The sequence below is a fragment of the Endozoicomonas sp. OPT23 genome, assembly GCF_009653635.1.
Taxonomy (GTDB): domain Bacteria; phylum Pseudomonadota; class Gammaproteobacteria; order Pseudomonadales; family Endozoicomonadaceae; genus Endozoicomonas_A.
This window is the reverse complement of record NZ_PPFD01000002.1, coordinates 581,105-602,382: the sequence shown is the minus strand read 5'-3', so window position 1 is coordinate 602,382 and position 21,278 is coordinate 581,105. Positions and strand designations below refer to the sequence as shown.

Below are 21,278 nucleotides of genomic sequence, written 5' to 3'. Positions count from 1 at the left end.
TAGCAGTATAGGAGAGTGCAGGTCGTTCACAATTAAAGCGCTTTCTCGACTGCAGAAAGCCAAGAGACGGTTTAAAGAAAAGAACTGTAATTCTGAAAAGATCAGCGTTTCATAATTTCAAGAATAAGAGGGTCACCATCACGTTTAAGGTAGGTCCAGCCACCCTGTCCAAAACGAGCGCTCCAATAATCTTCATAGCCATACGCTTTGGCTTTTTCTACAACGGCATCAATATCATCAACAAAAAAACCAAGGTGATGCATACCGTTACCACCACTGGCAATAAATTCATGATGGGGGGCATTACCACTGACAGGCTGAATCAGTTCAATCTCTGTTTCTCCACTTTTACCAATGGCCACATTGATAGCTGACCTCTGCTCTTTGCCATGAAATATCAGCGGAGGTAACTGGACTTCATGCTTTTGGAAGTCACCAAAAAGAGGACGGTATTGCTCCAGAGCCTTTTCCAAATCCGGGACTACAAAGCCAATATGAGCGACTGGAGGAAGACCAAGTTGTTCTGCATTATCCATGATGACTGCGTTCTCACTCTTAATGGTTGTTATTTGGAAGCAATTTCTCAACAAGTTCAAACTATATTAATGGCTTCCGTCAAACCAGAGCCGATAATGCATAGGAGTTATGCATTTAACAGCAGATAAGTGTGTAGGTAATTCATATGTCCGGGTACTTACACTCTTCAGCCGGAGAACCTGAATGAACCAACTGCAGTGGACCGAGTGGGCAGAACAGATAAGAGCCATCGCACAAAATGGACTGACTTACTGCCAGGAAGCGTTTGATATAGAACGATACCAGCAGCTACAACAATTGGCCCACGAAATGACAGCCAAACTTGCCGACGCACCGCTGGCAAAGGTTGACCATTTTTTTCTACCTGATAATGGCTATGTCACACCAAAACTGGATGTTCGTGCCGGAGTATTTAAGGAGAATAAGGTGTTACTGGTTAAAGAGCGGGATGATAATTGCTGGTCACTACCTGGAGGCTGGGCTGACGTTTGTGAAGCTCCGGCAAGAGGTGCTGAACGTGAAACCTTGGAAGAGTCAGGCTACATCGTAGAAACTGAAAAGCTGGTGGCTTTGAAAGACACTCATCGGCACCCTTACCACCCCAGAAACCCGCATCACATTATTAAAATGATATTTCTATGTTCTTTGCTGGATGGAGACGCCAAAACCAATACAGAAATATCAGAGATCGATTTTTTTCCTATCGATAAGCTACCGGAATTATCTGTGGGTAGAACAATTCAGAGTGATATCGAATTGCTCTACCGACACAGGGCTAATAGGGCATTGCCGACCGAGTTTGACTGATCAGGCAGTACCGCCCACGGTAATTTCATCAATCTTCAGGGTTGGCTGACCCACGCCGACTGGAACAGACTGACCGTCTTTGCCGCAAACACCGACACCAGGATCCAGCTCAAGGTCAGTACCGACCATGGAGATCTGATTCATTGCATCAGGGCCATTACCGATCAGAGTTGCTCCTTTAACCGGTGTGGTGATCTTACCTTTCTCGATCAGATAAGCTTCACTGGTAGAAAATACAAACTTGCCGGAAGTGATATCCACCTGACCACCACCCATATTGCTGACGTAGATACCTTTATCCACGCTGGCAACGATCTCTTCAGGGTCGTCTTTGCCCGCCAGCATGTAAGTGTTGGTCATACGCGGCATAGGCAAGTGGGCATAAGACTCACGACGACCGTTACCTGTAGGTTTAACTCCCATCAGTCGGGCATTCATCTTGTCCTGCATGTAACCCTTGAGGATACCATTCTCAATCAACATGGTTGATTCGGTTGGCACACCTTCGTCGTCCATATTCAGGGAACCACGTCGCCCCGTCAGCGTACCATCATCAACAATAGTACAAAGAGGTGAAGCAACACGTTCACCAATTCGGCCTGAATAGGAAGAACTGCCTTTGCGATTGAAGTCACCTTCAAGGCCATGACCTACCGCTTCGTGCAGCAAAACACCAGACCAGCCAGGAGCGAGAACAACCGGCATGGCGCCTGCCGGTGCATCGACCGCTTCCAGGTTCACCAATGCCTGACGCACCGCCTCTCTGGCAAAGCCTAAACCAGTGTCGTTCAGCAAAAACTGCTCATAGCCGCCTCTGCCACCACCGCCAGAACTGCCTCGTTCAATGCGACCGTCCTTTTCAGCAATAACGCTGACATTAAGGCGAACCAGTGGGCGAATATCTGCCGCCAGAGTACCGTCAGAAGCAGCAACCATGACTACTTCATGGACACCGGACAGGCCAACATTAACCTGTTTGATGCGGCTGTCGGCTTTTCTTGCTTCCTGATCAACCGCTTTCAACAGATCAACCTTATCTTCACGGCTCAGGGAATCCAGTGGGTTGTCCATACCATAAAGACTTAATGGCTGGCTTCTGCCCCAGGCCTGTACCTGATGCTGCTGTCCGGCTCGGGCAATACTTCTGGCAGCACCTGCAGCCTGTTCAAGGGCTGGAAGAATAATTTCATTAGAGTAAGCGAAACCGGTTTTTTCACCGCTCATGGCACGAACACCGACACCACGGTCAACGTTAAAACTGCCTTCCTTGATAATACTGTCTTCCAGCATCCAGGATTCGTGCCTTACTGACTGAAAATAGAGATCTGCAGCATCTACTGAATGTCCCAGAATGCTGTCCAGTACGCTGGACAACTGATTACTGCTGATATTGGCTGGAGCCAGAAGAATGTTCTGTGCCTGTGTAAGAATGTCAGTCATGAATGCGTTAGGCCTTTTATCGATCTGATAGCCTGCTGCTGCAGGTAATAAAACTATGTTATGGCAGCGGGAATCGAACGTCCATTCCGAAACGCCTAATTCCCACTGTTAAGTGTGTAACACACGTAATCGAATATCAGATTGCTCTATCCCCGCTAGTGGCGGGGGAAGAACGTATGAATTCACAGGTTCGGTGACTTAGATAGGTTTGAGAGCAGTAAGGCTACTTCTTTTTACTCTTTTTTTTCGTATCGCCGGCAAACAGTTTATCCAATGATACTTCCGGGTTATCGAGACTGCCCTCTATCCGATAACGAATACTGGCCAATTTATCAACCTGATCACCCACCAGCTTATCGGCAATATAAATAATACCAGCCACTTGTGGAGCGGTTCCCAGAAGAACACTGAGAATGGGTAAATTAGAAGTCACTGGAAGTGTAACTACCAAGCTAACATCCAGTTTGTTCTTCTCAGTATCAACTTCCCCTGCCATCTTGAAATCCGAAGAAGGGCCTGCAATAACCAAAGGTTCATCAAAACTCACCAGACCTTTATCAAACTTCAGTACACCTTTAATCTGGTCGAAGGAAATTCCCTGACGATAGAGATCTGAGAAATCCAGTCGGAGCCTTCGTGTCAGAGCTTCCATGTTAAGGATTCCGAACAGTTTAAGCGCGCCAGCACCCCCTTCTAGTTTATGTACCTTACCGTTCTTAAGCTTCAGCCTCAGATAGCCTTCCAGACTGTTCATATTGATATTGGCAGGACTCCCCTGCCATTTCAGTTCGGTATCAATACGACTTCGTTGCGCTGAAACAAAAGGCGAGAAGCCTGCTGCCTGCTGAAACTCCTTAATCCCGGCACCGGAAAGACTGCCATGAAACCTGGTTGCAGGTTGCCCTTCGATAAAGAGCCAGTCCAGGTCACCCTGCACATCCAGACCATTTATTTCTGCCTGCAGTGATTCTGCTTTCTTGCCTCCGGGCGCATCCCTAAGTTCCACTGAAAAAGCACCGGTTTTTTTATTACCCACCTTCAGCTCTTTAATAGAGATATCAAAATCCGGAATCTGACGGGGATCGAAGCTTTCCAGAAAATCGCTGGAGTTTTCATTTTTGTCAGATTCATCACTCTTGGGCAGATGCAATTTATCCAGTGCCAATTGGTAGGGCTGGCTGGTGTCTTCCGGAATCAACAAACGACCTGCCAGTTGATTACTGCTGACGTCTATCTGCAATTCACGGCTTTGACTGCCTTTCTGCTCAAGGTTAAGATTCAGACCCTGAAGTTCATAATTTTTATAAAAAAGACTCCCCAGCCATAAATCCCTGATCTCTAACCAACGTAAAACAGATTTTTCGCTGTCCCCCACTGGCTGGTTTTTAAATCTTTGATACCAGGGAGCAAGGTCCAGCTCTTCTATCTGTCCGGTGATAAGAACTCTACCCGTTTTAGGCTTAACCTGAACCCATTGATCACCAAAATTCACCAGAGCCGAACTCAGTTGATACTGGTTATCAAAAAACAGCTCTGTATTACCTATTTCTGATAATTGCAGAGCCAGTTTTTGCCTGCCATTCGACAAGAGCGAATAATTTAATTTCGTAGGAACTGTTCTATCTGCGGAGATATCAAGAGGTTCTGGCAGCTCCAGCTCCATACCTTTCAGGTCGCTGTGAACAACAAGTTCCAAAGGGTTTTCCCCGCCAACGGTTAGCTTACCTCTGTATGTTGAGAAGCCTTCCAGCAAGCTCAAAGCATCAAGTTTAAGCCACTGCTGCAAAGCATCAATAGAGACCCTTCCAGCCCAATCAAAATGGGTTAGCAGTTTTCCTGCACTGAATTCTGACTCTATATCCGTCGTCACCGGAGAGTCGAACAGTCTTGCCTTAAGCCTATCTGCAGTCAGTCCCTGGTCAGAGGTGTAATCCACTTTACCTCTGATCTGATCAACACTCAGGTCGATCTTTTTATGCCTGAAACTGGCATTCTCTGTATCAAGGGAAACACTGATCTTGCTGTCCACTGGATCTCTGAGTGGAATATTAAGCGACAGTGCTCCATCAAAATCCCCCTGAATAGCCCAGTTATCCACTTCCTGCCCCAGTACATCTCTTACCGGTGACTGAGTAAATAATTGCACCAGATCCTCGCCTGCAGCCTGAACTCTGCTACTCGCACTTAGATTAATATCTTTATCAAATTCAACCACCGCAGAAACGTCTTTCAGGGATGCCTGATAGACTCTGGCTGAATCCAGTTCAACCTTTACTTTGTTGGTATCCGCCCATACCTGACCATCAGCCTGATAAATTTCCGGCCAACGGGCATCGTAATCAAAACGGGCATTCTCTAAATCAAAAAACAGTTCCCATTCAGAACCATCCGTTTCTGAAGACTCCAGACTGCCATGCCAGGAAAACTTGCCTTCTTTGACCTTGGCACCTTTAATGCTGTTATCAAGCCAGTTAACAAGCTTGGGAGAAAGGTTGGCTACCGGCAGATACTTTCCTGTCTGACTGGCATCACCATTTGTTAGAGTGACATCCAGATCCATGTTGATGGATCCCTGTTCAATCAAGGGAATATCAAGTTTGAGTACACCTCTGAGATCACCTTCTGCAGCCGTCATACGGATGTCATCACTGCTCAACAACAACTGAGTCCTGTCTTCTGAAACATTCCAGGCAAGAGCGGCTTTTGCAGTGTTATATTTCCAGGCATCTCTGAAGATATTCTTCAGACCAAGGCTGAAATCAGTTGAATCCAGCTCCAGATTACCGTCTAGTAAGCCCATTGTAAGCTGGCCATTGATATTTTCACCGGAAGGCGCTCCGTACCAGGCACCGACTGAAACCTGTTGCAGGTTTGCTGATAAGGTTATTCGATCCCGCAAACGTCTTTCCGGATAATACTGCAGCGACAGCTGATGCAAGTACCCCTGAGGATTAAGAATATCCATCAGGTTATTGGCCAAGCCAGGCAACAGATCAGTCTGTTTCAGAAATTCTCCGGACTCTGCCAGTGCCAACCTGTCAACATCAAGGCTATATCGGTGCTCTTCATAGGGCAGCCTGTTCAGGGCAAGATCAAACCCGGTCAGTAATTCACCCTTTTGCTGCAGTTCAAGATCATTCAGCTGTAATTGCCAGTTATTAAATTCAGACAGCACATCACCATGCACCTGAAATTCAGATACCACTGAAAATTCCGGGGTAGTTGTTTTTTCTGTCGTATAATTAATATCCGAAACGTGACCCAGTCCTTTCAGATACCACTTCCCTTTTCTGAAATGCCAGTCAAAGCTAATATTTCCCTTTGCTGACTGGAATTGGCCACAATTGTCTGTAAAGCGACAGATCAGTCCTAAATTCAAATTATTAGCGCTGATGGTTCCTGACCAGGCCATTTTTCTGCGATCGACGCCATTACCTTCAGCACTGACGATCACTTCACCATCGGCAACAATGAATCGTGCCGATAACCTTTTCTGGTCAACTTCTTCTTCCAGTGACAAGTGTTTCTGTTCAAAAAATACGGGAGCTTGATTATAAGGAAAAAGAGCTAGTTCAAAGTTAGTGACATCAATGTATTTCTGTCGCTGCAGAAACTGCAGCATGCGATCAGGATTAAACTCTTTATCATCATCCCTGATAAACTGAATGCCTTTCAGAGACCAGATTCCTTCACTGTCACTTTCAACCCTCAAGGCTATATCGTTAGCTTCCAGATAGGAAAATACCGGCTCAAGCGCCAATAGGCTGGCCTTTATATCCAGAACTGCATCCAGACGTTTAACCTCAAAAGCAGCTTGCTGATTATTCTTACCTTTCAAGGCAAGATCACGGATCATCAGAGAAGGATTTCCGCCACCCCAGCGAGCGTCCAGCTCACCCACGACAAAACTGGTATTCAGTTTATCGTTCAGGTAAGTGACCATGTTTTCTTTGAAGTAGGGAACAAGTCCGAGAAAAAGTCGAAAAGCGAGTACGCCCACAACCAGCAGCAACAGAGCTGATATCAGCAGCCTGCCACTCCAGATAAACGTTGCTCTAAGCATTCGTCTGAGCTTAAGTTCAAACCCCATAAACGAATAAGCCACTCGAAATAATTGAATACATCATTTGTACCATATAAATACAATAAATCAGCATAAGCCGAGATCACATTCATTCATCTGTTTGACCAATAAATGCTTTTAGTTCTTCAGGTTTCAGTATCTGAAACCAAAGATGCCGCCAGATCTTTGTCTGGCGGCATCTCTAAAACAAAACCGGTTTAGAAGTCAGACAAGAATTACGTCAAACTGTTCCTGGGTGTACATGGGCTCCACCTGGAATCGTATAGGCTTACTGATAAACTCCTCCAGATCAGCCACATTGCTGGATTCTTCATCCAGCAAACGATCAACAACCTGTTCCGATGCCAGCACGGTATAACTCTGACTCTCGTAAGCTCTTACCGCCCTGAGAATTTCCCTGAAAATCTCATAACACACCGTTTCGGCTGTTTTCAGAGTTCCACGACCGTCACAGGTTGGACAAGATTCACACAGCACATTTTCCAGAGATTCCCGTGTCCGCTTACGGGTCATTTCCACCAACCCCAAATCACTGACACCAGTGATATTGGTTTTAGCGTGATCCTTCTCTAGAGCCTTCTCATAGGTTCTGAGCACTTGACGCTGATGTTCGGTATCTTCCATATCAATGAAATCGATAATGATGATTCCGCCCAGATTCCGTAACCGGAGCTGACGTGCAATGGCTACAGACGCCTCAAGGTTAGTTTTGAAGATGGTCTCTTCAAGGTTTCTATGGCCAACAAAAGCACCAGTATTGACGTCGATGGTGGTCATGGCTTCGGTCTGATCAATAATCAGATAACCACCGGACTTCAGCTGAACCTTTCGACTGAGAGCTTTATTGATCTCATCTTCAACACCAAACAGATCAAAGATCGGACGCTCACCTGGGTAGTACTCAACACGACCATCCACCTGTGGCACAAGCTTCTTCACAAACTTGGAAACTTTGGTGAAGGTTTCCCGGGAATCAATTCGGATCTTTTCGATATCCGGATCGACTAAATCCCGCATGGTACGAAGATGAAGAGGAAGGTCTTCATAGATAGTGGCTGGAGCCTTACTCTCTTTGACGGTTTCTTCAATGGTCTGCCAGAGCCTGCGAAGGAATAGCACATCAGCACTGACTTCCGAGTCCGTAATCCCTTCTGCGGCGGTTCTGAGAATAAAGCCGCCCTTACCCTGATCCTTATGGTCTTCCATGCTGCCTTCAACCAGCTTACGCAGGCGCTCACGCTCTTCCACATCTTCAATACGCAGAGAGATGCCAACATGGTTGTTGTGAGGCATTAAGACAAGGTAGCGGGCAGGAATCGAAATATGGGTAGTAAGGCGGGCACCTTTGGTACCGAGCGGGTCTTTAGTGACCTGCACAACCAGCGACTGGCCTTCATGAACCAGCTCTACGATTGGTCGTTCAGAATTATGCTCACTGTCCTTTTCAGCCCGTGGTGCGATTTCACTGGCATGAATAAACGCAGCACGCTCAAGGCCAATATCCACAAACGCAGCCTGCATACCGGGCAGTACACGGACAATTTTGCCTTTATAGATGTTTCCGACGATTCCCCGACTGCAGGCTCTCTCAATGTAGATTTCCTGCAGAACCCCATTCTCAACCAATGCCACGCGCGATTCCATCGGCGTGATATTCATCAGAATTTCTTCGCTCATTCCCTTTCACCTTTGGACTGGCTGGATGATCAACGACCAGTCTGAAATTGTTAAAGCTGTTGAAAAATCGTCAGTGAGCCAAAGGTTTTACGAGAGTCGCAGGGTCAGAAAACCGATTCGCACGTCTCTACCTCAGCTTCCGGAGGCATGCCAGGGAGTAACTCCAAAGGTTTTCAGCAGTTCAGCGGTTTCTTTCAGGGGCAGGCCTACAACACCTGAATAGCTACCTTCAATGGAGTCTACCAGTACTGCTCCATAGCCCTGGATTCCATAGGCACCTGCCTTATCAGCAGGTTCTCCGGTAGCAATATATTCTTTTGCCACATCCTTAGAAAAAGTCGTCATTCTGACTTTAGTTCTGGAAACAGTTACTTCTACATTTCGATCACTATAGACAGCGACAGCTGTAATAACCTCATGGCATGTACCACTTAATGCCAACAGCATATCACAGGCATGATCACTGTTTTCGGGTTTACCAAGAATTTTCTTTCCCAGAATGACTGACGTATCAGCGGCCAGAACAGGGTGCTCAGTTAAACCATCGCACGCTACACACAACCAACCCGCTTTTGCTTTTTCTCTGGCCATACGTTCGACATAAGACTGAGGCTCTTCGCCGTCAGTTGGTGTCTCATCAATCTCACAGGATAAGACCGTATAAGGCACACCGATTTGATCAAGCAGCTCACGCCGTCTCGGTGACTGTGACGCCAGATAGATCATTAGCTCTACTCCTTCCTGCATGCAGTGTTCAGCATCCCTGCCCGTTGCCGAATTTATTACAGATTCAGGCAGGTCTCTTTGTTCAACCATTTTAACTGGAAAGCCCGCCGATATCCTGAGTCATTGATTTGACTCAATAGCTCATAACAGCGACCAGGGATTGTCCATGAAACTATTTATTAACGCCTTCCTGCTTCTGGCCTCTTTGTCAGTTGCAAACAGTTATAGCCAGGAAACCCTGCGCGGTAATTTTTCCGTGATGACCTATAACGTGGCTGGCCTGCCTTACTGGATCAACGATATGGATGCTTATCGTTTTCCTGCTCTTGGACAAAAACTGAATGACTACGACCTGGTGATGCTGCAGGAAGATTTCTGGTATCACGACGAGATTACCAAAACCGCCAAGTTCCCCTACAAAAGCACACCAAAGGAACTTTCGTGGCATGACACCTGGAATGGAAAACTGGTAAATGATGGTTTAAACCGTTTTTCACGTTTTCCCATTAAGGACTTTACCCGAAAGGCCTGGGGAGACTGTTACCGCTTTGGCTCTGATGATAAAGGCGGTGGTGGAGACTGCCTTGCGACCAAAGGCTTCTCAGTCGCCCGACACAAAATACGCAGCACAGGCGGCATAGAATTTGAGATAGATATTTACAACATGCATATGGAGTCGGGCAGTAGTACCGAGGCTAAAGACCTCCGTATTAAACAGACGTTCATGATGTTTGAATATATGAAGACGTTTTCACTGCTTAACCCGGTCATTGTTGTAGGCGATTTTAATCACAGTCAAGGCAATATGTCTGACCTCTATAACAGCTTTTTGCAGGATGCTCGCCTGACCGATTCTTTTCAAACTTTAGGTCTTGGTAAACAAAACAAATGGAAGATAGATAGAATATTTTATCGTAATTCAAACGGCATCAAACTTGACCCTGTCAGATATGATTCACCTGATTTTCGAGATAAAGATAATAAGCCACTTTCAGATCACCGACCGGTCATCGTCTGGTTCGACTGGCTCGAAATCACTCCGGATCCTGAACCGACCGTTGAGCCTGAAATATCAGAACCCGTTATTGAACCAGAGAAACCTGAAGCAACTATTGAACCCGTTGCTGAACCAGAATCTCCTGCGCCAGAGGCAACAGAACCCACAGTTGACCCGGAAACAATACTGGAACCCGAGCGGACTCCCGAAACGGAACAGACCTCAGACCCAGTAGAGGACATCAGCGAGCAGGGACAGGAAGAAACCACTCCGTCCATCGAACCGGAAGAATCTCAACCCGTTCAGCCCGAAGAGACTGACGAGCAAGAAATCATCGAACCCGGTAATACCTTCTGAGATATCGAAGCATGAGTGACAACCATGGCCAGAAGGCGGCACTGGTCAAAGCCGGCATTAAATACCAGAGTGATGGCGGCGTTCTACCCAGAGCGCTTTTAATCCAGAGATTAACCAGCTGGTATAAGCCAATAATGACAAAAGCCATAAATGCCTGCTGCCACCATGGGAACATTCTCAACCGTCTATGAAGAGCCAACACCACTGCTGCAACAACCAAAAGCCCTAATGAGTTATGACCAAAGCCCGTCCCCATAAAGACGTCCATCATCAACCCGGATACAAAAGCGAAGAACAGACCAAAGCGTTCCGGTAACGCCATAATCCAGTACATAACCACCATGGCAACCCAGGCCGGTCGTGAGATAGAAACCCAGTCTGGCAGTGGCAGGATGCTAAGCAGAAGAGCGACAGCAATACTTGCCCAGACAATCCAATGACCATTGGTTCTCTGGGCACTCATTGATTGCCGACCCCTTTGTCGTCTGTCTTAGCATTTTCCGAGTTACGTTTTTCCGTCTCTGGCGTACCCGTACCTCTGTCCTGATTTTCTCTGAACACCAGCAATACAAAGCGAGTGGTATTAACCTTGGCTGACAATTCAACCTCAACCCGGGCAAATGGCTCGCCGGGATCTCTTTCTATTTTTCTGACTTTGCCTAACGGATAGCCAACAGGAAAGATCTTGCCCAGACCGGAACTGGTCAGAAGGTCGCCCTCCTGAATATCTGCGGTATCGGGAATATGCAGCAGATCCATGGAGTCTTTCTTACCCGTGCCCGCCGCTATAGCCCGATAACCACTGCGGTTCACCTGAACAGGCACCCGACTGACCACATCCGTTACCAGCATAACCCTGCTTCGCAATGGCGTTACTTCAACCACCTGCCCCATAACACCATGGGCATCCACCAACGCCTGCCCTCTGAACACACCTTCAGTAGAACCTTTATTGATAATGACAATATGAGAAAAAGGGTCCGGGTCAATGCCGACTATTTCTGCCACCAGCACCTGTTCATCCACCAGCTCGGTTGAGTTCAGCAGCTCTTTCAATCGAAAGTTCTGAGCCGTCAGGGAGGCAAGCTTTTGTACTTTTTGTTCCAGAATCAGATTTCGGGCTTTCAGTCTGGCGTTCTCTTCCATTAAATCACTGCGAGAAGTCACCAGCTCATCCGCCGAGCTGAACAGCCTTGATGGCAGATCTGCCACCCATTGAACCGGCACAGCCATAACCGACAGCCAGGAACGGGCAACGTTCAGGTAATTAAACCGATGATCAATAAACAGCAGTGCTATACACAGGATGAACAGTAAAACAAAACGCGTAGCAAGTGACTGCTGGCGGCTGAATATGGATTTAATGGCTGGCTCCGGACATTTTTTCGATTATAAATACAAATTTACTGTGAAAACCCTACCACCACCATGAGTGATGAACAAACTGGTTCATATTTTATTAGAACAGCTTCTGCCAGATACAACAAAGCCGCCCTTTATCGGCGGCTTTGAACAGTCTGAACTGAAAGATCAGTCAGTAGACAGCAGATCCATGCGGTGCTTATCCATCATTTCCAACGCTCTGCCACCACCACGGGCAACACAGGTCAGAGGATCTTCAGCAACCACTACCGGCAAGCCGGTTTCTTCACTGATCAGCTTGTCCAGGTCACGTAGCAGTGCACCACCACCGGTCAATACCAGACCACGTTCCGCAATATCAGAAGCCAGTTCTGGTGGAGATTGCTCTAGCGCACTCTTCACGGACTGAACAATCGCACTGAGGGATTCCTGAAGTGCATCCAGAATTTCACCGCTGTTCAGGGTAAAGCTGCGAGGAATACCTTCTGCCAGATTACGACCACGAACATCGATTTCCATCAGCTCGTCGCTTGGGTAAGCAATGGCAATTTCCTGCTTGATACGCTCAGCCGTTGAATCACCAATCAGGCTGCCGTAGTTGCGACGAACAAAGGTCACAATTGCATCGTCAAAACGGTCACCACCGATACGTACAGACTCGGAGTAAACAACACCGCTCAGAGAAATAATGGCAATCTCGGTAGTACCACCGCCAATGTCCACAACCATGGAACCACTGGCTTCTTCAACCGGAAGGCCTGCACCAATGGCAGCCGCCATTGGTTCTTCAATCAGATAAACTTCCCGGGCACCAGCACCCAGTACCGATTCACGAATGGCCCGGCGTTCAACCTTGGTCGACTTGCAAGGCACACAGACCAGAACCCGTGGGCTTGGCTGAATAAAGCTGTTTTCATGAACCTTGTTGATGAAGTGCTGCAACATGCGTTCGCAGACATCAAAGTCGGCTATAACGCCGTCTTTCATGGGACGAATAGCGGTAATGTTGCCCGGAGTACGACCCAGCATTCTCTTGGCGTCAGCACCAACTGCGACCACGCTTTTTTGCGCACCCAAATTTCGAATGGCCACAACCGATGGCTCATTCAGGACTATTCCCTTTTCACGGACATAGACCAACGTATTGGCTGTTCCCAGATCGATTGACAAATCGCTGGAAAACAACCCCCGTAACCTTTTCAGCATGTTCTGTATTACCTTGATGCAAGGCTTTCTGTAATTGCAGCAAACTCTATCAACGCAAGGTACTCAGGGCAAGCGGCTTTTCCCAAAGGTGACTTGCTTTGGGAGACAGCCGACAGAAGTCAGTATTCACACACCTTATATAGAGCCGTACTGCATAAAGAGTACAGTACTACGTTAAATCAGTTGACGGTGGTTCTCAATGTAACTTCCGTAATAGAGGCTAATAATTTTCTAGTGCCCTTGTGAAAGCAGCCTCTTGCATTAATATAAGTAATCGCTGTTATTAATGCTTTTCAAGCATCTGAATGGCTGGAGTACCTGCTGTACTATAAGTCCGCTGCCGCCCAGAACAACTCCATGTATTGCAAGCGTAAAACACTGGAATAGCAATCAAAGTTAGGACAACGATTGCCACTACTGCAACCCCAACACCAATAGCGATGTCTCCTCCCTGCCCAATGCCTGAATCGTCTGCTCCAACAAGTCCGGGGCCGGTATTTCCTGTTCCGACTACAACTGAAGGCGATGGCGTGATGACTGGAGAAACAGGCGTAGTACTCAATGCAGTAGTTTTTGTTGTTGCCAGAGCCGTCACAGAACCGGATGCGCTTTTTGGAGGCGTTGGTGCAACCGAAACCGCTGCCGCAGGTGTTGACATCACAGGGCTTGTATTAATCAAAGCCAATACTGTCGAAGATGTCGGAACTGCCTTTGGTGTTTCAGAAGCAACCGGGACGGAAGAAACAGAGCTGGAATAAGTTGTTCCTTCAAAAGAAATTGTACTAGATGGTTCTATTGTAGAAATACCGGCTGAAACTGTTTGAGTAGCACTCAAAGTCGGCTCGACGCCTTCACTTGAACTCACCACTATACTGCTGCTTTCTGTTGCACTGTCGCCGACTGTAAGAGGCATAGACGAACTACTATCTGGCAGTAGCAAAGTTTCAGAAGGCATCACCTGGCTGGTCATATCCAGAGACATCATGCCTACAGGCGGTTCAGAAGAAAGACTTGAACTAGACTCAGATGCCAATTTTGAGGATAACAAGGTGCCCGTTGTTGGAGACGGAGTTATCGTTGTGACTTTTGCATCTGCAGTTGCTGCAGTGGTTACCGTGGCCGTTGTAGTTTCTACTCCGGTGGTTACAGCCACTGCTGTTGTGGAATCGGTGATTTCCGGTTTAACTGTTGTTGCTTCAGTAGTGGGCGATTCTGTAGTTACCTGCTCGGTAGTAGGTGACTCAGTAGTTACCTGATCAGTAGTAGATAGCTCAGTGGTAGGTGACTCAGTAGTAGATAGCTCAGTAGTAGGCGACTCTGTTGTTGCAACCTGCACACAGAGCTCAGAACTACTGCTTAGTGTCGGAGGCTCAACATAACAGCTGCCAGAGAGTCTCTGGGTGTAAGGTGCAATATTGGCGTTATCACTTCCTGGTAACTGGCTCACAGTAGTATTGGATACACACTGAAGCGCCCTATCTCCTCTCAAGGAGCCGCTTATGAAACGGGATGAATACACACCTGAAGGATAGAGCTCATTATTAGCAAAGTTAGACCGAAAAATATTAAAATGGTGCAGATTATTCAAGCTAAAGCCAAACAAGTCCCTGCTATTAGGGTCCTGTGAATTCAGGGTCATAGTGACACTATCCGCATCCAGATAACTGGCATCACATACAGCATTGTCACGATTACAATTAAGATAAATACAACGTGTGTTTGATGGACTGCCTGAGCAGTCAAATTCAGTATGGCTAAAGTAAACTTTCCCTGAAACATTTACATCACTGACAGAACTATTCGTTGTGACAAGAGCAGGATTCCTTGCAAAGTGGCTCCTCTTAACGGTCAGGTTATGCACAGAATGAGATGATGAACTACTGCTTATCAAGGACGTGATATGGCTTGCAATTACTTCTTCACTTTCATCCTTATTTGAAAACGTAATCCCCTCAAAGTGAATATTACTGATACTGCCATTTATGCTTATCAGCGTTTTCGGAGCAGGAGTATGCTCAATTGAAGATGTTGGGTTAATGGTCAGTTCAGAAACGCCCATCGTCGTGTTTTTATAAAATGCTATATCTGAATGCCTTAAATTAATGTCATCCCTAATACCAATTTTTGATACAGCAGCAGGAAAGATAACAAGAGTTCCTTCTGTTACCAGCACCTCATTAATCCCCTCTCGGGGCACTGTACCAGTTGAAAGAATCGGACCGATATTATCAAGAGCCGTCCTATCCTGAGGTGGTACAACATAGACACGATTCAAATAAGAAATTGCGTTTGGGTTGCTCTTAAAAAACTCCAGACAGTCTCCTCTCAACTCAGAAAGCGTTGTACCTGCTGGAGCTTCTATGATGCTATTGCATAAACGACAAACCGGATCTTCCGGAAACATTGTGGCTGAAGCAGTAGATGCAGGCGGTGTCGTTACTAATGGGAAGGAGTAGGCAGGCTGAATAACCATCAGGAAAGCAGCCAGCAGTGCCAAAAACTTTCCAATACCAGAGATGACCCGATCGTGAAACATTGCGTTCACCATGTTGATTCGGATTGCCGCTGGAGTATAGATAAGAAAGACGATAGTTCCAGAAAGTGAATATGAATCAGGTTTAGCTCCTCAAGCCAGACAGCTCATATATCCAAAAACTCAGCGACTCCTCCGCAACCAAAGGTGTCTCTTTATTGTTTTTCCTGTACCAATGCATTTTTTTCTATCTAAATATTCAGAACGCCTTGAGATTCAACACGCCAGCCCATACATTTAGCCTTTATTTCCCCAATACCTTTAAAACGAACTCTGGACTAAAATTTTCTGTCCCCGATCGTTCATGGTATTGCCGCTTTTAAAGCCGAATCCGGAGAGAGTCATGGCCATCGATGCCTCTGAAATTCAGAAGGTTGCCCACCTGGCGCGCCTGTCTATAGACGACAACCAGGTTGACGCTACAGCCAGCACCATCAACAACATTCTGGAACTGGTTGACCAGATGCAGTCTGTTGATACCAGCAATGTTGAACCCATGGCTCACCCACTGGACGCCACCCAGCGCCTGCGTGAAGACAAGGTCACTGAAGAGAATAATCGCAAGCAGCTGCAGAGCTGTGCTCCGGCTGTTGAAGACGGCCTGTTTCTGGTTCCTAAAGTGATCGAGTGATCACCCATCATTTTCTCGAACCAACTCTTTTTATCAGGCGACTGAAAACCAGGCGATTAACTGAATCATGTACGATAAATCAATTTCCGAACAAAGCCGCGCTCTGGCTGCCGGTGAAATATCCAGTGTCGAGCTGACACAGTCCTACCTCGACCGTATCAAACAGCTGGACGGCGACCTCAACAGCTTCATTACCGTTACCGATGAGCTGGCACTGGCACAGGCCAAAGCCGCAGACGAACGTCGTGCAGCGGGCAATGCTGAAGCTCTGACCGGCATTCCGCTGGCACATAAAGATCTGTTTTGTACTGAAGGTGTTAAAACTACCTGTGCTTCGAAGATTCTCGACAATTTTGTAGCGCCATACGAATCCACCGTTACCAACAAGTTCAAGAATGCTGGCACCGTTATGCTGGGTAAAACCAACATGGACGAGTTTGCCATGGGTTCTTCCAACGAAAACAGCCATTACGGCGCGGTGAAAAACCCCTGGGATCAAACCGCTATTCCTGGTGGTTCTTCCGGTGGTTCCGCGGCTGCGGTAGCAGCACAACTGGCTGCTGGCGCAACCGGCACTGATACCGGTGGTTCTATTCGTCAGCCAGCGTCTCACTGTGGTATCACCGGTCTGAAGCCAACCTACGGTCGTGTATCCCGTTACGGCATGATCGCTTACGCTTCCAGCCTTGATCAGGCCGGTCCGATGACTCGTACCGCCGAAGATGCAGCGATTATGCTGAACACCATGGCAGGCTTCGATCGTCGGGATTCCACCTGCATGGATCGTGAAGTACCGGATTACACCGCCAACCTGAACGATTCTCTGGAAGGTAAGACCATTGGGCTGCCAAAAGAATACTTCTCTACCGGTCTGGACAGCGAAGTAGAACAGCGCATTCGTGACGCGGTTGCTGAATACGAAAAGCTGGGCGCCAAGGTTAAGGAAGTCAGCCTGCCAAACCTGCAGCTGTCTATTCCTTCCTACTATGTTATTGCGCCTGCTGAAGCGTCCACCAATCTGTCCCGTTTTGATGGTGCCCGCTTTGGTCATCGCTGTGACAACCCTGAAGACCTGATGGATATGTACAAACGCAGCCGCAGTGAAGGTTTTGGCGAAGAAGTTAAGCGTCGTATTATTGTCGGCACTTACGCTTTGTCCGCCGGTTACTACGATGCCTACTACAACAAGGCACAGCAGATTCGTCGTCTGATCCGTGATGACTTTATGAGCGCTTTTGAACAATGCGATATCATCATGGGCCCTAACGCTCCGACACCTGCCTTTAATATTGGTGAGAAGAGCGACGACCCTGTAGCCATGTATCTGTCAGACATCTACACACTGTCTGTTAACCTGGCGGGTCTGCCGGGTATGTCGGTACCGGCTGGTATCGTTAATGGTCGTCCGGTTGGCCTGCAGATGATTGGTCGTCACTTCGACGAAAGCACTCTGCTGAATGCTGCACACCGTTTCCAGCAGGAAACCGACTTCCACCTGGCTACGCCATTCACTGCAGCCTGAACGAGGACACAGATATGATGTGGGAAACTGTAATCGGGCTGGAAATTCACGCTCAGCTCGCCACCAAAACCAAGATTTTTTCCGGCGCTTCCACGGCCTTTGGTGCCGAGCCGAACACTCAGGCCTGTGCTGTAGATCTGGGCTTGCCGGGTGTTCTACCTGTTGTAAATGAAGAAGCCATCAATATGGCGATCAAGTTCGGTCTAGGCATTGATGCCGAGATCAACAAGGTTAACGTTTTCGAACGTAAGAACTACTTCTACCCTGACCTGCCAAAAGGCTACCAGACCACTCAGCTGGATAAGCCAATTGTGGGCGCTGGTCATGTGGACATTACGCTGGCTGATGGTTCAACCAAAACGGTTCGCATTCACCATGCACACCTGGAGGAAGATGCCGGCAAGAGTCTGCACGAAGACTACCATGGTATGTCCGGCATCGATTTAAACCGCGCCGGCACTCCGCTGATCGAAATAGTGACCGAGCCGGACATCAACAATTCTGAAGAAGCCGTAGCCTTTGCTAAAAAGCTTCACTCAATTGTGACCACACTTGGCATTTGCGACGGCAATATGGCTCAGGGTTCCATGCGCTTTGATGTCAATATTTCTGTTCGCCCTAAAGGCCAGAAAGAACTGGGCACACGTACTGAAACCAAGAACCTGAACTCTTTCAAATTTATGGAAGCGGCTATCCATAAAGAAGTAGCGCGCCAGATTGATGTGCTGGAAGACGGTGGCAGAATCGTTCAGGAAACCCGCTTGTATAATGGCGACACGGGTGAAGCACGATCCATGCGCAGCAAGGAAGAAGCTAACGACTACCGTTACTTCCCATGCCCTGATTTACTGCCGGTTGTGATTGAAGAAAGTCGCCTGGAAAAACTACGTGGTGAAATGCCGGAGATGCCGGATGCCAAGAAAGCGCGCTTTGTCAGCGAATACAGTCTGAGTGAAGTAGATGCTGAGATTCTGGCCGGAAACCAGGCGACTGCAGCCTTCTTTGAAACAGCGGCTAAAACCAGTGGCGACGCCAAGCTGGTGTCCAACTGGATGCTGGGTGAAGTATCAAAAGCTCTGAACGCTAACGATACCGCTATTGCAGACAGCCCTGTTACTGCAGAAATGCTGGCTGGTCTGATCGCCCGCATCAAGGACAACACTATTTCCGGCAATATCGCCAAGAAAGTGTTTGAAGCTCTATGGAACGGTGAAGGCAAAGACGCAGACGACGTTATCGAGAAAAAAGGTCTCAAGCAGGTCACCGATACCGGTGCCATTGAAACCATGATCGATGAAGTTCTGACGGCTAATGCCCAGCAGGTTGAAAACTATCGCGCAGCGCCTCCAGAGAAGCGCGGCAAGATGATCGGCTTCTTTGTAGGTCAGGCTATGAAGGCTTCCAAGGGTAAGGCTAACCCGGGTATGGTTAACCAGATTTTGAAGAAGAAGCTGGATAGCTAAGCACTTAAAAAGCTTCTAAAGAAACACAGTTGAGCAAGAATTCTGACTCTCTCTCAACTGTGCTTCTTCATACCGACGCTATTTCATGCGTTAACTCAACTCCATAAGCAAAACTTTCCTTCCTAAAGAGCAAGTCCTAACACAGTAAATACAGCCAAAACTATATAGGTAGCCATAGTGGTAGCTGCTCCAGATTCTTCATCTGCATTTTTGAGCGTTGAGTGATGAACTTGAGAGTACTCTATCTCACGTTGAGATGTAGTCTGGTCATTTTGCGGATCAGTGATGGCAGGCAAATAAGGCGGCAGACATGGCTGGTTATTAATAAGCATATTGCCATTAAATATGGTAGCCCCATCAATAGCACACCGCCCAATAGTACCCTGATTGATATTACCCTCACTGTCATTTGTGAAATTCAACAAAAAGGTGTCAGTAAACCAATTCGGGGCTGTTTCACCATTGGGCAGGTAAGCCGCAAGCATTGCAGACCAGTGACCTGTGAATGTATTGTTGTTAAATCTGAGTTCATGAAGCTCGCCACCTTCCAGGCATTTCCTTAGATAACCATCGCAGGTGTCCACATAATTTGGCCAGATGCGCCAAGGCTCACTTGAAGCCTGACATGTTTCAATCCACTGACGGGTACACTGAGTTCCTCCACCCTCATAAGTTGAGTAAAAGAGTACAGGTTTGTAGGTTCTGTCTGCTGCTGCATTTGACTGAAACCGGGTATGACTGACATCCAGATCAACACTGTCACTGACAAAGGCATAAACACTGGGGTCAAGAACCATATTTGAGTGGGTTATTTTAGCTCTACCATTGAGCGACATAAGAGCGGTATCCCTTGAGGAATTCAAACGATAATGTCCTCGATTAATACCCAAATGCCCGGCCCAGAGCGTAATGAGCCCCTTATCGGCATCCTGTGTTCGTGTATAGCGCACATCATCGAGAATCAGCTTGCCATACGCACTCACCCTGATACCCCATTTCGAAGCATCAACCTGATCACCATTAATTCTAACTCGATACATTTCTACCTGGGCAAACTGAATTCTTAGCGGAGGGGTTTGAAAACCTCTACCTCTGGCGCAGTCACCCAAGCCCAGAGACCCACAACTGGCACCAATCAAATTGAGCTGAGCATTTTCCTGATCTTCACCAGATAACGCACACAATCCCACCCTGGGCGCCGAGTAGTCACTGCCTCTGTCATCAAAATAGTCAAGGTAGGTGGTGGTTGAATAGCTGGAACCTGCGGGTAAAAGGAATAACACCCCTTTTCTGTTTGTACCATCAAATTCCCATGGGTCACCAACTTCAGAATTACTGCCTTCACTATCAGCAAAAGAAACACGATAGTTTGAGTTGAAATTAGAGCCTCTCTGGTCAATATAACTATGCGCAAGGCTCCACAAATCCTCTTCAGGGGAGACAATTACCGTTGTATGAAAACTCCCCCCCTGGCAATGCTGAGCCGCATAAGTTAGTTGCGTTTGAGTGGGGACAACTCTGGGGGCAGCTGTTGTTGATGCTTCTGTTGGCATTCTCTCAGTTGTAGGCGAAATGGTTGTTACTTGAGTGTCTGTTTGGTCTGTTGATCCACCATTTTCTTCATTCGTCTCAGTATCATTCACTGAACGCCTTCGTCGATAACTTTCTGGTGGTCCCTGAGTGTCGAAACCATCCGATTTTTCTATAAGAGGCGAACACATGTCTCTTTCATTCTTTGAGCCAAAGCATTTCCTCTGGGGATTAATCTGATAATGCTTCAACATTCCCATCTCAACATCAATGAATTCAATGCTTTCTTTATAGGGATGATTAACAATAAAGTCTGCTGATGCTGCATTACTACCGAAAGAACCAATTATCAGACTGCTTACCAAATACTGCAGTCTTCGCCATCTGGGCTTAACTAACATCATTT

15 protein-coding genes are annotated in these 21,278 nt (G+C 47.2%); 5 read left to right on the top strand and 10 right to left on the bottom strand.

Features of this window, described 5'->3' with window-relative positions; translation table 11 throughout:
• Positions 1 to 101 precede the first annotated feature (101 nt).
• Positions 102 to 536, bottom strand: a complete 435-nt coding sequence (locus EOPP23_RS04555) for a VOC family protein (protein WP_153764775.1) — start codon at positions 534 to 536, stop codon at positions 102 to 104.
• A 184-nt stretch (positions 537 to 720) separates the two neighbouring features.
• On the opposite strand from EOPP23_RS04555, the gene EOPP23_RS04550 reads away from it, so the two are divergent.
• Positions 721 to 1,344 (top strand): NUDIX hydrolase, encoded by a 624-nt coding sequence (locus EOPP23_RS04550; protein WP_153764774.1) that lies wholly within the window; start codon positions 721 to 723, stop codon positions 1,342 to 1,344.
• Here EOPP23_RS04550 and tldD read toward each other — a convergent pair whose 3' ends face one another.
• The 4 genes from tldD to EOPP23_RS04530 all read right to left on the bottom strand — a co-directional run bounded on the left by tldD (position 1,345) and on the right by EOPP23_RS04530 (position 9,361).
• Positions 1,345 to 2,784, bottom strand: a complete 1,440-nt coding sequence (gene tldD, locus EOPP23_RS04545; protein ID WP_153764773.1) for a metalloprotease TldD — start codon at positions 2,782 to 2,784, stop codon at positions 1,345 to 1,347.
• Between the two features lie 223 nt (positions 2,785 to 3,007).
• Positions 3,008 to 6,874: a YhdP family protein gene (locus EOPP23_RS04540; RefSeq protein ID WP_153764772.1), complete on the bottom strand. Its 3,867-nt coding sequence runs from the start codon at positions 6,872 to 6,874 to the stop codon at positions 3,008 to 3,010.
• A 198-nt stretch (positions 6,875 to 7,072) separates the two neighbouring features.
• Positions 7,073 to 8,545: a ribonuclease G gene (gene rng, locus EOPP23_RS04535; RefSeq protein WP_153764771.1), complete on the bottom strand. Its 1,473-nt coding sequence runs from the start codon at positions 8,543 to 8,545 to the stop codon at positions 7,073 to 7,075.
• Positions 8,546 to 8,677: 132 nt separating this feature from the next.
• Positions 8,678 to 9,361: a nucleoside triphosphate pyrophosphatase gene (locus tag EOPP23_RS04530; RefSeq protein WP_370514619.1), complete on the bottom strand. Its 684-nt coding sequence runs from the start codon at positions 9,359 to 9,361 to the stop codon at positions 8,678 to 8,680.
• Between the two features lie 76 nt (positions 9,362 to 9,437).
• Here EOPP23_RS04530 and EOPP23_RS04525 point away from each other — a divergent pair, with 76 nt between their 5' ends.
• A complete protein-coding gene (locus tag EOPP23_RS04525; protein ID WP_153764770.1) occupies positions 9,438 to 10,625 on the top strand; it encodes an endonuclease/exonuclease/phosphatase family protein in 1,188 nt (395 codons plus the stop codon).
• Here the strand turns inward: EOPP23_RS04525 and mreD are convergent.
• The 4 genes from mreD to EOPP23_RS04505 form a co-directional block, all read right to left on the bottom strand.
• Entirely contained in the window at positions 10,600 to 11,088 is a 489-nt protein-coding gene (gene mreD, locus EOPP23_RS04520) for a rod shape-determining protein MreD (RefSeq protein ID WP_153764769.1), read from the bottom strand. The genes EOPP23_RS04525 and mreD overlap by 26 nt on opposite strands.
• Positions 11,085 to 11,981, bottom strand: coding sequence for a rod shape-determining protein MreC (gene mreC, locus EOPP23_RS04515; RefSeq protein WP_370514674.1), 897 nt, complete (start codon positions 11,979 to 11,981; stop codon positions 11,085 to 11,087). The genes mreD and mreC overlap by 4 nt, the downstream gene beginning before the upstream one ends.
• A gap of 174 nt (positions 11,982 to 12,155) precedes the next feature.
• Positions 12,156 to 13,193 carry a rod shape-determining protein gene (locus tag EOPP23_RS04510; RefSeq protein ID WP_153764767.1) on the bottom strand — a complete coding sequence of 346 codons (1,038 nt, stop codon included), beginning with the start codon at positions 13,191 to 13,193 and terminating at the stop codon, positions 12,156 to 12,158.
• 283 nt (positions 13,194 to 13,476) lie between these two features.
• Positions 13,477 to 15,666: a hypothetical protein gene (locus tag EOPP23_RS04505; RefSeq protein WP_153764766.1), complete on the bottom strand. Its 2,190-nt coding sequence runs from the start codon at positions 15,664 to 15,666 to the stop codon at positions 13,477 to 13,479.
• Between the two features lie 403 nt (positions 15,667 to 16,069).
• Between EOPP23_RS04505 and gatC the strand changes: the two genes are divergently transcribed.
• The 3 genes from gatC to gatB all read left to right on the top strand — a co-directional run bounded on the left by gatC (position 16,070) and on the right by gatB (position 19,342).
• Positions 16,070 to 16,357, top strand: a complete 288-nt coding sequence (gatC, locus tag EOPP23_RS04500; RefSeq protein ID WP_153764765.1) for an Asp-tRNA(Asn)/Glu-tRNA(Gln) amidotransferase subunit GatC — start codon at positions 16,070 to 16,072, stop codon at positions 16,355 to 16,357.
• 67 nt (positions 16,358 to 16,424) lie between these two features.
• Positions 16,425 to 17,879: an Asp-tRNA(Asn)/Glu-tRNA(Gln) amidotransferase subunit GatA gene (gene gatA / locus EOPP23_RS04495; protein ID WP_153764764.1), complete on the top strand. Its 1,455-nt coding sequence runs from the start codon at positions 16,425 to 16,427 to the stop codon at positions 17,877 to 17,879.
• A 14-nt stretch (positions 17,880 to 17,893) separates the two neighbouring features.
• The gene (gene gatB, locus EOPP23_RS04490; protein WP_153764763.1) at positions 17,894 to 19,342 is read left to right on the top strand and encodes an Asp-tRNA(Asn)/Glu-tRNA(Gln) amidotransferase subunit GatB; all 1,449 of its coding nucleotides are present in this window, start codon (positions 17,894 to 17,896) and stop codon (positions 19,340 to 19,342) included.
• 122 nt (positions 19,343 to 19,464) lie between these two features.
• On the opposite strand, the gene EOPP23_RS04485 is transcribed toward gatB, so the two are convergent.
• The gene (locus EOPP23_RS04485) at positions 19,465 to 21,276 is read right to left on the bottom strand and encodes a hypothetical protein (protein ID WP_153764762.1); all 1,812 of its coding nucleotides are present in this window, start codon (positions 21,274 to 21,276) and stop codon (positions 19,465 to 19,467) included.
• Between the last annotated feature and the right edge of the window lie 2 nt (positions 21,277 to 21,278).